15 protein-coding genes are annotated in these 12,264 nt (G+C 71.1%); 1 reads left to right on the top strand and 14 read right to left on the bottom strand.

The genetic code is table 11. The annotated features are described in order from the left end of the window. From G6038_RS28135 to G6038_RS28095, 9 genes are all read right to left on the bottom strand, one after another. A partial coding sequence (locus G6038_RS28135; protein WP_346772940.1) for a DNA-processing protein DprA occupies positions 1-485 on the bottom strand: 485 nt, incomplete at its 3' end. Then, a complete protein-coding gene (locus tag G6038_RS28130; protein WP_165041847.1) occupies positions 482-1,990 on the bottom strand; it encodes a YifB family Mg chelatase-like AAA ATPase in 1,509 nt (502 codons plus the stop codon). The genes G6038_RS28135 and G6038_RS28130, both read right to left, overlap by 4 nt. Then, positions 1,990-2,346 (bottom strand): YraN family protein, encoded by a 357-nt coding sequence (locus G6038_RS28125; RefSeq protein ID WP_165041845.1) that lies wholly within the window; start codon positions 2,344-2,346, stop codon positions 1,990-1,992. The genes G6038_RS28130 and G6038_RS28125 overlap by 1 nt, the downstream gene beginning before the upstream one ends. Before the next feature lie 218 nt (positions 2,347-2,564). Further along, positions 2,565-2,879, bottom strand: coding sequence for a DUF2469 domain-containing protein (locus G6038_RS28120; RefSeq protein WP_003939014.1), 315 nt, complete (start codon positions 2,877-2,879; stop codon positions 2,565-2,567). A 37-nt stretch (positions 2,880-2,916) separates the two neighbouring features. Then, a complete protein-coding gene (locus G6038_RS28115; protein ID WP_165041843.1) occupies positions 2,917-3,615 on the bottom strand; it encodes a ribonuclease HII in 699 nt (232 codons plus the stop codon). Then, positions 3,612-4,370: a signal peptidase I gene (lepB, locus tag G6038_RS28110; RefSeq protein WP_206025758.1), complete on the bottom strand. Its 759-nt coding sequence runs from the start codon at positions 4,368-4,370 to the stop codon at positions 3,612-3,614. The genes G6038_RS28115 and lepB overlap by 4 nt, the downstream gene beginning before the upstream one ends. A gap of 108 nt (positions 4,371-4,478) precedes the next feature. Then, positions 4,479-4,820 (bottom strand): 50S ribosomal protein L19, encoded by a 342-nt coding sequence (gene rplS, locus G6038_RS28105; protein ID WP_003939017.1) that lies wholly within the window; start codon positions 4,818-4,820, stop codon positions 4,479-4,481. An 85-nt stretch (positions 4,821-4,905) separates the two neighbouring features. Continuing rightward, entirely contained in the window at positions 4,906-5,811 is a 906-nt protein-coding gene (locus tag G6038_RS28100) for a hypothetical protein (protein ID WP_346772939.1), read from the bottom strand. A gap of 147 nt (positions 5,812-5,958) precedes the next feature. Beyond that, on the bottom strand, positions 5,959-8,310 hold the full coding sequence (locus G6038_RS28095) for a Tex family protein (protein ID WP_165041839.1): 2,352 nt from the start codon (positions 8,308-8,310) through the stop codon (positions 5,959-5,961). 95 nt (positions 8,311-8,405) lie between these two features. Here G6038_RS28095 and G6038_RS28090 point away from each other — a divergent pair, with 95 nt between their 5' ends. Further along, positions 8,406-9,383, top strand: coding sequence for a hypothetical protein (locus tag G6038_RS28090; RefSeq protein ID WP_240918797.1), 978 nt, complete (start codon positions 8,406-8,408; stop codon positions 9,381-9,383). Between the two features lie 10 nt (positions 9,384-9,393). On the opposite strand, the gene trmD is transcribed toward G6038_RS28090, so the two are convergent. The 5 genes from trmD to G6038_RS28065 all read right to left on the bottom strand — a co-directional run. Continuing rightward, on the bottom strand, positions 9,394-10,095 hold the full coding sequence (trmD, locus tag G6038_RS28085) for a tRNA (guanosine(37)-N1)-methyltransferase TrmD (protein WP_165041837.1): 702 nt from the start codon (positions 10,093-10,095) through the stop codon (positions 9,394-9,396). Between the two features lie 6 nt (positions 10,096-10,101). After that, positions 10,102-10,659, bottom strand: a complete 558-nt coding sequence (rimM, locus tag G6038_RS28080) for a ribosome maturation factor RimM (protein WP_165041835.1) — start codon at positions 10,657-10,659, stop codon at positions 10,102-10,104. A 10-nt stretch (positions 10,660-10,669) separates the two neighbouring features. After that, on the bottom strand, positions 10,670-10,912 hold the full coding sequence (locus tag G6038_RS28075) for an RNA-binding protein (protein WP_006933693.1): 243 nt from the start codon (positions 10,910-10,912) through the stop codon (positions 10,670-10,672). Beyond that, positions 10,912-11,352: a 30S ribosomal protein S16 gene (gene rpsP / locus G6038_RS28070; RefSeq protein WP_006933690.1), complete on the bottom strand. Its 441-nt coding sequence runs from the start codon at positions 11,350-11,352 to the stop codon at positions 10,912-10,914. Before rpsP ends, G6038_RS28075 begins: the two co-directional genes overlap by 1 nt. A 176-nt stretch (positions 11,353-11,528) precedes the next feature. Beyond that, the coding region (locus tag G6038_RS28065) for a type II CAAX endopeptidase family protein (RefSeq protein ID WP_165041833.1) at positions 11,529-12,264 on the bottom strand (736 nt) is incomplete at its 5' end.

Here is a 12,264-nt window from a genome sequence, read left to right as displayed (position 1 = left end):
ACCCCGAAGGCCGCCCCCGACAGCACCGCCCACCCGTCCACCGCCAGGTCCCCGGCGATCTCCGCGGTCACGTTCTCCCCGTATCCGCTCGCCGCACGCGTGCCGACCACGGCGACGGACCGCTCGACCAGCTCGTCGATGCGCCGCCGACCCACCACCCACAACGCCACCGGTGCCGCATCGGTGTCCGCGCCGTCGAGCCCGTCGAACGCCAGCAACTGCCACGCCGGCCATTCCGCGTCGTCCGGCGTCACCAACCGTCCACCCAGCCGCGCGACGAGTTCCAGATCCTGCGCCGCCGAGTCGAGATGGGCACGTGCGGCGGTGCGCCGGCGTAACGCGCCGCCGATCGAGCCGTCGCGCACGGCCGCGGCGACCGCCTCCGGGCCGTCCGCCTCGATCGCAGCATTCAGCATCCGAGACGCACCCTGGGCGACCGTCGACAGATACGCCCACGCCAGCCGGCGCGCCTCCGCCGCACTCACGCCGTCCCCCGATCCCGGAAGTCCAGTGCCGCGGCCACCTGCACCTCACCCGGGGCGTCGAGCCCCGCCAGATCGGCCAACGTCCACGCAACGCGCAACGCCCGATCCGCACCACGTGCGGTGATCGCCCCCTTCCGCAGCGCCCACTCCACGGGCCCGAGTGCCGCACCGGGCAGCCGGAACTTCTGCCGCAGTGCGGGTCCGGGCACCTCGGCGTTGGTGCTCCATCCGTGCGCGCCCCACCGGTCCGCCGCCGCGGCCCGGGCGTGGGCGACCCGGGCACGCACGTCCTCGGTGCTCTCCCCCGCCTCCCCCATGAGGGCTCCGGTGGCCACCGATTCCATCCGGACCCGCAGGTCCACCCGGTCCAGCAGCGGACCCGACAGTTTGCCCAGGTAGCGACGGCGCGCGGTGGGCGGGCACACGCAGTCGGCGTCACGAGGCGGGGCACACGGGCAGGGGTTGGCGGCGAGGATCAGCTGGAACCGCGCCGGATAGCGCGCGACGCCGTCGCGGCGGGCGATGCGCACCTCGCCGTCCTCGAGCGGGGTCCGCAGCGCCTCGAGCGCCTTGGTGCCCATCTCGGCGACCTCGTCGAGGAACAGCACACCCCGGTGTGCCCGGCTGACCGCACCGGGTTTGGCCATTCCGCTGCCCCCACCGACGAGCGAGCTGACCGAGGCGGTGTGGTGCGGAGCGATGAACGGCGGGTCGGTGATGAGCGGCCGGTCCGCCGACAGGGTTCCGGCGACGGAGTGGATCGCGGTCACCTCGAGCGCCTGCTCTTCCGTCAGCTCCGGCAGCACCCCGGGAAGCCGCTGGGCGAGCATCGTCTTCCCGATGCCGGGTGGGCCGGTGAGCATCAGGTGGTGTGCGCCGGCGGCGGCGATCTCGATGGCCCGCCGCGCCTCGTGCTGACCGACCACCTCGCTCATGTCCGCCCGCCCCGGCCGCTCCGCCACCGGCCGGGGGCCGGGCCGCTCGAGGGGGCCGTCGCCGCGCAGCCACAGCACCACCTCGGTGAGTGTGTCCGCCCCGTAGATGGCGATGCCGTCGACCAAACCGGCCTCGGACATCGTGGAGGCCGGGACCACCACCCGCTCCCACCCGGCGCGTTTGGCGGACAGCACCGCCGGCAGTACCCCGCGCACCGACCGCACCCGGCCGTCGAGTGCCAGCTCTCCGAGCAGAACCGTCCGCGAAACCCCCTCGGGCGGAATCGACTTGGCGGCGTTGAGCACCGCGCACGCGAGGGCGAGGTCGTAGACGCTGCCCACCTTCGGCAGCGTCGCCGGCGACAGGGCCAGCACCACCCGCGAATCGGGCCATTCACCACCGGAATTCGTCACCGCCGCGCGCACCCGATCCCGGGACTCCTGCAGCGCGGTGTCGGGCAGGCCCACCATCTTCACTCCCGGCAGGCCGCGACCGATGTCGGCCTCGACCTCCACAACCTGCCCGTCCACCCCCGTGACGGCCACCGAGTACGCCTTCCCCAGCGCCATCACAGCACCTGCCGCAGGTGGGTGATCAACGGTTCACCCCGCGGGGGGAGCAGCACCGTGACCACGTCGACCCGCACCCGGCGCCACCGGCGCCGGCTGCCGGACAACCACAATGCGGCCAGCCGGCGGATCCGGTCCGCCTTCACCGCGGTCACCGCCTCGGCGGGCGTGCCGTATCCGAGGCCGGTGCGGGTCTTGACCTCCACGAACACCACCGTGTCGCCGTCCTCGGCGATCAGATCGAGTTCCCCGTACCGGCTGCGCCAGTTCCGCGCGAGCACCACCATGCCCGCCGACTCGAGAAACTCGGCCGCCAGGTCCTCCCCCAGCGCCCCCACCTGCTGATTGCGTCCCATCCCCGTCCCTCCCTGTGTGGCGACCACTGTGCGCCACGCGAAGGTCCCCCGTGGTCCGCACCGGGCCGGATCACGAAATCTGTGGATGGATGCGCCGGGTGTGGACAACTTCGGCCCACGTGGAGAAAGCCCGGAACGGCACGTGGCCGAATGTCACACCGCTTCGATCGGATCGAAGGAATGTGACATTCGGCCACGTGCCGGATGTTGAAGGCGGGCTACCCCAGCTTGTCGGGCAGGCGCAGGTCCGGCTTGTCGAGCTCTTCGATGTTGACGTCCTTGAAGGTGATGACCCGGACGTGCTTGACGAAGCGGGCGGGGCGGTACATGTCCCACACCCACGCATCGGACATGCGCACTTCGAAGTACACCTCGCCACCGGAGTTGTGCGGCAGCAGTTCGACCGCGTTGGCGAGATAGAACCGTCGCTCGGTCTCCACGACGTACGCGAACTGACCGACGATGTCCCGGTACTCCCGGTACAGCGAGAGCTCCATCTCGGTTTCGTACTTCTCGAGATCCTCGGCACTCATCGGTCTCGGTGTCCTCCCGTTCTGGTGTGTTGATCCATCATCCCGCATCCGCCTCGTCGGAGCCGAATCGGCCGTGGCCGGGGTCGTCGCCGAGGAGGGCGGCAACGTTGGCGTACCGCAGCCGATGCTCCCGGCTGGGGCCGAGGTCCCGCAGTGCCGTCATGTGGGCGGGGGTGCTGTAGCCCTTGTGGACGGCGAAGCTGTAGCCGGGCAGCTCGCCGTCGAGGTCGACCATGATCCGGTCCCGGGTGACCTTGGCGAGCACGCTCGCCGCCGCGATGCAGGCCGCCGCGGCGTCGCCGCCGATGACCGGCAGCGACGGCGCCGGCAGGCCGGGCACCCGGAAGCCGTCGGTGAGGACGTACCCGGGCGCGACGGACAGCCGCATCACCGCGCGGCGCATGCCCTCGATGTTGGCCACGTGCACACCGATGACGTCGATCTCGGCCGCCGGCACGATCACCACGCTCCACGCCACCGCGCGACGGCGGATGATCGGGTACAACTCCTCGCGGGTCTTCTCGGTGAGCCGCTTGGAGTCGTCGAGGCGTGCGAGCGACGGGTGGGGTTTGGGATCGAGGATGCAGGCGGCGACGACCAGCGGCCCGGCGCAGGCGCCGCGGCCGGCCTCGTCGACACCCGCGACCGGGCCGAGCCCGCACCGCACGAGCGTCGACTCCATGGTGCGCAGGCCCGCGGACCTGCGGATCACGGCACGCGGCGGCCACGAGGTCACGGTTGCTGGATCTCCGGGGAATCGATGGTGCCCCATCGCGACGGCGGCAGGACGATGAACCGGGCCTTGCCGATCACGTTGTCGATCGGAATGGTGCCCTGGTTCTCGTCGGCGACGTGATAGCGGGAGTCCGCGGAGTTGGAGCGGTTGTCGCCCATGACCCAGATGTGACCGTCCGGCACGGTGACCGGCCCGAAGCACCGGCCTGAGCGCACCTCGGTCTCGCAGGTGACCACGCCGGGTGTGAACGGGAAGTCCATCTCGATGTACGGCTCGTCGAGGGGCTTGCCGTCGACGAGGACGCGGCCCTGGTCGTCGCAGCATTCGACGGTCTGCCCGCCGACGGCGACCACGCGCTTGACGAGGTCGTTCTCGTCGGGCGGGACGAGTCCGACGAGGGATCCGACCTCCTGCATGCCGCGGAGCACGACGTTGTCGGAGCGGGTGGAGACGTAGCCGGTGGACCAGGAGTCGGGGCCACGGAAGACCACGACGTCGCCGGGCCGGGGGTCGCCGAAGCGATAGCCGATCTTCTCGACGACGATCCGGTCGCCGGTGCAGCCGGGGCAGCCGTGCAGCGTGGGTTCCATCGATTCCGAGGGGATGAGGTAGACCCGCGCGACGAAGGTCTGGAGCAGGAAGCTCAGCACGAGTGCGACGAGGATCAGGACGGGCAGTTCCCGCAGGAACGACTTCTCCTTCTTGTCCTGTTTCCGATCGCGTTCGGGCGTGTCGTCGGTGCTGCGCTGCTGCATCTCCGGCACGGCCGGGTCTCGCGATGAATCTGCCACCGAATCAGAGTAGCCCGGCCCGGAACGAATCCGGACCGGGCTACTCGGGGCCTGGCGGTCAGCGCGACGAGGTCAGCGCTTTTCCTTGATCTTGGCGGCCTTGCCACGCAGCTCGCGCAGGTAGTACAGCTTGGCGCGACGCACGTCACCGCGGGTGACGACCTCGATCTTGGCGAGGTTGGGGCTGTGCACCGGGAAGGTCCGCTCGACGCCGACGCCGAACGACACCTTGCGCACGGTGAAGGTCTCGCGGATGCCACCGTTCTGGCGACGGATCACGACGCCCTTGAAGACCTGCACGCGCTCCTTCGAGCCCTCGATGACCTTCACGTGCACGTTCAGGGTGTCGCCGGCACGGAAGTCCGGAATGTCGTCGCGCAGGGACTTGGCGTCCAGGAAGTCCAGGGTGTTCATCGGTTGTCATCCTCGCTTGTTCGCATGAGCAGAGGAACCGAGCGGCATCCGCCGGAAGGCGGTGCTCGACTGGTTCGTGCCCAGGTCAGGTATGCGTGCCCGAGCCGGGCAACCCGTCAATTGTGCCAGACGGTGCCGGGGTGGCGGAAATCGGCGGGGGCGCGGCGTGCACCGTACGGGCCAGTTCGGCTTCGGCGGCGACGCGGGAGTGCTCGACGGCCCCGTGCACGGTGTCCATCGTCGGTTTGCCCGCGACGAGGTCCTGCACGAAGATCTTCGCCCGGATCACCGGGCGCCGATAGCGCCTCTCGCGTTCGATCGCGCGGCGCATCTTGCGGACCTTGCCGCTGTAGCGCCACCGCGCCCAGGGGGCACCGGGCCGCGACAGGCGAACCGCACCGATCAGCAGCAACGGGAAGACGAACAGGCCGATCAGGCCCGTCCAGATCTTGCCCTTGGCCAGCACGACCGCCGCGAGGACGAGATTTGCGAGCGCGGAGAGGGCGATCAGTGTGCGGGTGACCCACGACGGATCCTCCCGGAAGTTGGTGACGTCGGCGAATTCGAGGGGCTGCAGGCCGAGCAGCACCAAGCCGGTGACGGCGATCGCGACGAAGACCGCATCGACCGAGACCCGTCCCTGCTGCTCCCAGTACACGTCGTTGAGATAGAAGATCAGGGCGAACTCGTCGAGCACGAGCGCGGTCCCGATGCCGAAGAGCGTGGCCAGGGCCGCTCCGGTGGTCTGCGTGCCGTCCTCGTAGACCGCGATCAGGGACCCGCCCGCGATCACCATGGTGACCACGCCGAACACCACGTGGTGCACGTGGTGCCCGCCGGGGGTGACATTGCCGGGCCACCAGCGCACCTGGGCGCGGATCATGCGGACACTGATCCGGATGAAGAGGAACGCGAGGAGGAAGCCGAGCAGGAAGAACAGCAGCGGCAGCCGCCCGCGATCGATGATCTCGCGCTGCAGCCACTCGGTCACCGCGGTCACCGCGCGATCGCCCTCGGAACGCCGTCGACGAGGCGGAGCGGGTCCTTCGGCGCGCGGCCGGTCGTCACCGTGGGCTGCATGCTCCCGAGGATGTCAGGAACCGGGCCGCGCCGGTAGTCGGCGCGGCCCGGGGAGTATCTACTTGCCGAATCCGGCACGCCGCAGCGCGTCCGCCATCGATCCGGCGGCGGGTGCGGCGTCCTGGCGACGGTCGCCGCGGCGGCCGCCCTGCCCCTGTCCGCCCTGCCGCTTGCCACCCTGCCGCTGGCCGCCGGGCCGGCGTCCGCCGCGGTCCTGCGCACCGCGCGGGTCGGCCCCGCTGGTGGGGGCACCGGGGGCGGAAACCTCGTCGTCGAGGCGCAGCGTCAGGCTGATCCGCTGCCGGGGCACGTCCACGTCGAGCACCTTGACCTTGACCACCTCGCCGGACTTGACGACGTCGTGCGGGTCCTCGACGAAGCTGCGGGACATCGCGGACACGTGCACGAGGCCGTCCTGATGCACCCCGACGTCGACGAACGCGCCGAACGCCGCGACGTTGGTGACCACACCCTCGAGCACCATGCCGGGCTTCAGGTCGGCGACCTTCTCCACGCCGGCAGCGAACGTCGCAGTCTTGAACTCCGGGCGCGGGTCGCGGCCCGGCTTCTCGAGCTCGGCGATGATGTCGGTGACGGTGGGCAGGCCGAAGCGGTCGTCGACGAACTCCGCCGGCCGCAGCCGGCGCAGCACCGCGGTGTTGCCGATGAGCTCGCGCACGTCGCCGCCGTTCCGTTCGACGATGCGCCGCACCACCGGGTACGCCTCGGGGTGCACGCTCGAGGTGTCGAGCGGGTCGTCGCCGTTGGGAATCCGCAGGAAGCCGGCGCACTGCTCGAACGCCTTCGGGCCGAGGCGCGGCACGTCCGTGAGGGCCTTGCGGGTGCGGAACGGGCCGTTCCGGTCTCGATGGGCGACGATGCTCTCCGCGAGGGACGACGCGATGCCCGACACCCGGGCGAGCAGCGGCACCGAGGCGGTGTTGACGTCCACGCCGACGGCGTTCACCGCGTCCTCGACGACCGCGCCGAGGGAGCGGGCGAGCATCGTCTCGGACACGTCGTGCTGGTACTGGCCGACCCCGATGGACTTGGGATCGATCTTGACGAGCTCGGCGAGCGGGTCCTGCAGGCGCCGGGCGATGGACACCGCACCTCGGATCGACACGTCGAGATCCGGCAGTTCCTTCGAGGCGTACGCCGACGCCGAGTACACGGACGCGCCGGCCTCGGACACCACGATCTTGGTGAGATTCGTGGCACCGGACTTGGCGATCAGCTCGGTGGCGAGGGCGTCGGTCTCGCGGGAGGCGGTGCCGTTCCCGATCGCGATCAGTTCCACCCCGTGCTGCGCGACGAGCCGCGCGAGGGTGGCGAGGGCCTGGTCCCACTTGTTGTGCGGCTGGTGCGGGTAGATGGTGTCGTGCGCGACGACCTTGCCGGTGGCGTCGACGACGGCGACCTTGGTGCCGGTGCGGAAGCCGGGGTCGAGTCCCATCGTCGGCCGGGTGCCGGCGGGGGCGGCGAGCAGCAGGTCGCGCAGGTTGGCGGCGAACACGTCGACGGCGTCCTTCTCGGCGGACTGCCGCAGCCGCATGCGGGTGTCGAGGGCGAGGGAGACCAGCAGCTTGGTGCGCCACGCCCAGCGGACGGTGTCGAGGAGCCACTTGTCGGCGGGGCGGCCCTCGTCGGCGATGCCGAAGCGGGCGGCGATGCGGCCTTCGAAGTAGGTGCGCTGTCCGGGCTCGGGTTCCTCGGTGTCCGGCTCGAGCGACAGGCTGAGCACCTCCTCCTTCTCGCCGCGCAGCACCGCGAGGATGCGGTGCGAGGGCAGGTCGGTGAAGGGCTCGGAGAAGCCGAAGTAGTCGGCGAACTTGGCGCCCTCGGTTTCCTTGCCGGGACGCACGGTGGACTTCAGCTGTCCGCGGGTCCACATCGCCTCACGCAGTTCGCCGACGAGGTCGGCGTCCTCCGCGAAGCGTTCGACGAGAATGGCGCGGGCGCCGTCGAGCTGTTCGGCGCTGTACTGGGCGGGATCGGTGGTGGGGTCGCCGATCAGGGCGTCGGCGACGGGCTCGTGGCCCGCCTCCCGCGCGATCTGTGCCTTGGTGCGCCGCTTCGGCTTGAAGGGCAGGTAGATGTCCTCGAGCCGGGCCTTGGTGTCGGCGAGGAGGATCTGCGTGCGCAGCTCGTCGTCGAGCTTGCCCTGCGCCTCGATGGATTCGAGCACCGCGGTGCGGCGCTCGTCGAGCTCACGCAGGTATCGCAGGCGTTCCTCGAGCTGCCGGAGCTGGGCGTCGTCGAGTGCGCCGGTGACCTCCTTGCGGTAGCGCGCGATGAACGGCACCGTTGCGCCGCCGTCGAGCAGGTCGACCGCCGCGGCGACCTGACCTTCCCGGACGTCGAGTTCCTCGGCGATGCGCTGATTCACGGTCTTGAGAGCGGTCGTCACAGCGGTCGACCCTACCGTTATCCTTCCTCCGCCCGCGGTGACGTGCGTGGGCGCGCCCGTCTCCGCGGTGGACGGCGGGGCGAGGTCGCCGGACAATGGACTACAGGAGCGTGGGAATGTCCCGGGTGCGCGGCGGCCGCTGGGCGGTGCTGGCGCTGGCGTTGCTGACGGCAGCGACGGTGGGTGCGTGCGGTTCGGAACCGGTCGTGTCGCCGGTCGCCCTGCCGTCCGCCGCCGTCGAGTCCCCGGGCCCGCTGGAGCCGCTCGGTTCGCTGCCCGACCGGATGACGGCCGCGGCGGCGACCGCGGCCGGACGCGGCGCCGACGTGACGATCGCCGCGCTCGATCGGCGAAGCGGGCGCCGGGTCGTCGGGGGCGTCGACGCGCCGATCGAGACCGCGTCGGTGGCCAAGCTGTTCATCGCCGACGACCTGCTGTACCGGGCGGCGACCGGCGAGTTACCGCTCGGCGGCAGTGACTACGACCGGATCACCGCGATGCTCGAGTCGTCGGACGACTCGGCGGCCAACGACCTGTGGTTCCGGCACGGCGACTCGGAGATCGTCGAGCGCACCGCCGCGCGGCACGCGTTCACCGGCACCGTCGCGCCCGCGGACGGGCTGTGGTGGAACACCGTCACCACCGCGTCGGACCTGCTCACCTGGTACGCGGACCTGCTCGACGGTACGGGCGGGCTGGACGAGTGGGGCCGGGCGACGATCGTCGGGCACCTGCGTGCCGCCGCGCCCGTCGGCGCCGACGGATACGACCAGCAGTTCGGGTTGCCGGACGGGCTGGCCGACCCGACGGGACTCGGCGTGAAGCAGGGCTGGATGTGCTGCCTCGACGGGCGCTGGATCCACCTGTCCACGGGGTTCGTCGGCGAGGACGAGCGGTATGTGCTGGTGGTGCTCGCCCGCGAGCTCGTCCATTACGACGACGGCGACGACCGGTGGGCCGATCTGCCGGACACGGCACTGTTCGACGTGACCGGGGATGCGAGCGCGCAGCACGCGCGGGACACGGTCACCGAGGTGGTCCGCACGGTGTTCGGCGGCGCCGGCGCGCACTGACCGTGGTCGGTCAGTCGGCGAGCAGGTCGGGCCGGCGTTCGCGGGTGCGCTCGAGCGCCCGCTCCCGGCGCCATGCGGCGACCTTGGCGTGGTCCCCGGACAGCAGCACGGGCGGCACGTCGAGGCCGCGCCAGCTGACGGGGCGGGTGTAGCTGGGACCCTCGAGGAGGCCGTCGGAGAAGGAGTCCTCCTGGTGGGACTGCTGATTGCCGAGGACGCCGGGCAGCAGCCGCACGACGGCCTCGGTCATGACGAGGACGGCGACCTCGCCGCCGATGAGGACGTAGTCGCCGATGCTGACCTCTTCGACCCGGACCCGGCGGGCGACGTCGTCGAAGACGCGCTGGTCGATGCCCTCGTAGCGGCCGCAGGCGAACACGATGCGCTTCTCGCCGGCCCAGCGCTGCGCGGTGGCCTGGTCGAACGGCACGCCGGCCGGGGTGGGGACGACGAGCAGCACGTCGGGGTCGGGTTCGCCGTCGGGGCCGGCGAGCACGTCGTCGAGGGCGGGCCCCCACACCGTCGGCTTCATGACCATGCCCGGTCCCCCGCCGTACGGGGAGTCGTCGACGGCCTTGTGCACGTCGTGGGTCCAGTCCCGCAGGTTGTGGATCCCGACGGAGACGAGGCCCTTGTCGATGGCCTTGCCGAGCAGCGCGACGCGCAGCGGCTCGAGGTATTCGGGGAAGATGGTGACGACGTCGAATCGCACGGGAGGTTATGTCTCCGAGCCGAAGTCGGGGTCGAGCAGACCCTCCGGCGGGTCGATCTCGATGACGCCGTCCGCGAGCGACACCGTCGGCACGATCGCGGTGACGAACGGGATCAGCAGTTCGCGCCGTTCGTCGCCGGCCGGGCGGACGGCGAGCAGTTCGCCGGCGGCGGTGTGCAGCACCTCGCGAACGGTGCCGATCTCGGTGCCGGCGTCGGGCCGGCCCGCGACGATGCGTACGGCCAGACCCTCGAGTTCGTGGTCGTAGAACTCCTCCGGGTCGTCGGACGGCGGCAGATCGGCGCTGTCGACGAGGAACAGGGTGCCGCGCAGGGCGTCGGCGGCGCCGCGGTCGGCGATCCCCCGCAGGCGCAGCAGAAGCCGCCCGGAGTGTTCCCGGGCGGCTTCCACCGTGTACGTCTGCAGGGTCTGCTCGCGGGGCTTGCGGCCGTGCAGCACGGCGCCGACGGCGAAGCGCTCCTCGGGTTCGTCGGTGCGAACCTCGACGACCACCTCACCCTTGATGCCGTGCGACTTGGCGACACGGCCCACCACGAGCTCCACCGCGGCGCGCCTACTGGTCGGTGTCGACGACGTCGACGCGGATCCCGCGGCCCCCGATGCCGGAGACGAGGGTCCGCAGGGCGGTCGCGGTGCGGCCGCCGCGGCCGATGACCTTGCCGAGATCGTCGGGGTGCACGTGCACCTCGACGGTGCGCCCCCGACGGCCCGTGATCAGCTCGACGCGCACGTCGTCGGGGTTGGCGACGATGCCACGGACGAGATGCTCGACGGCATCGGCGACAACGGTGCTCATTACTCGGCAGCCTCGGTGGACACGGAGGACTCCTCCGCGGTGTCTTCCTTGGCGGCCTTCTTCTTCTTGGGCGTGACGGCCTCGGCAGCCGGCGCGTTCTCGGCCTGCGCGAGGGCGGCCTGGAACAGCTCGAGCTTGGACGGCTTGGGCTCGGCCTTGCGCAGGGTGCCCTCGGTGCCGGGGAGGCCCTTGTACTTCTGCCAATCGCCGGTGATCTTGAGGAGGTTCTCGACCGGCTCGGTCGGCTGCGCACCGACTCCGAGCCAGTACTGGGCCCGCTCCGAGTCGATCTCGATCAGCGAAGGCTCTTCCTTCGGGTGGTACTTGCCGATGGTCTCGATGGCGCGGCCGTTGCGGCGGGTGCGCGAGTCGGCAACCACGATGCGGTACTGCGGGTTGCGGATCTTGCCGAGACGGGTGAGCTTGATCTTGACAGCCACTGCTGCGAATCTCCTTCGGCGCATGCGAAATACGCCTGTCACGTGCAATTCGGACGACGCGCCCTTCTGGCACGCCCGGTTTTGCCTCTATCCTGTGACCGCCGCGCGGTACGTAACCGGATGCGACGACAGCGATCCATTCTGCCAGATCCGCCCGCCGGGACGAAAACGGGAGGTCAGAGCAGAAACAGCAGGCTCAGCGCGGGCAGGGTGTTGTTGAGCGAGTGCGCCACCCAGGAGGAGAACACCGACCCGCCGCGCAGCCGTGCGAACCCCATCGCCGCTCCGCCCCACAGCAGGACCGGCAGCCGCCACCACTCCTGATGCCACAGGGCGAACACGACGGTGGTGATCGTCAGGACGCCGATCGGGCGTCCCCACCATCGCTCGGGCCGGCGTTCGAGCGCCCCCCAGAGCATGCCGCGGAACATCAGTTCCTCGCCGAGCGGGGCGCCGAACCACACCCAGGCCACGAGCAGCAGTTTCCACACCGTGGGCAACCCGACCAGGGCGGTGAGCGGGGAATCGGCGGCGTCGATGCCGAGGGCGACGACGAGGATCGCCGCCAGGATCAGCGCGCCGAGCAGCGCGATTCCCCCGCCGAGCAGGCCGATTCCGAGCTGGTTGCGGAACTCGGGCCACGACCGCGGCAGTCCGAAGTCGGCGACGGGTCCGCAGCCGCGCCACACGCTGAACGCCACGGCTGCCGCCCCCGCGAGCAGGGTGGGGGCCATGATGGCGAGCACGTACGTCTCGGCGACGAAGCCCTCCCCGGCCAGGACCGGTCCCAGCGTGAAGCCGGCGAGGTTGACGGCCAGCACCGCCAGCGCGGCCGGGATGCCCCACCGGTGCGCGGGCCGCGACGGCGCGGGCGGGGGCGGGGCCGCAGCGGTCTCCGGGTCGGGTGGCTCG

It is taken from the genome of Rhodococcus sp. 14C212 (genome assembly GCF_011058195.1).
In the GTDB taxonomy this organism is placed as follows: Bacteria; Actinomycetota; Actinomycetes; order Mycobacteriales; family Mycobacteriaceae; genus Rhodococcus; species Rhodococcus aetherivorans.
This window is presented reverse-complemented; position numbering and strand designations above follow the sequence as displayed.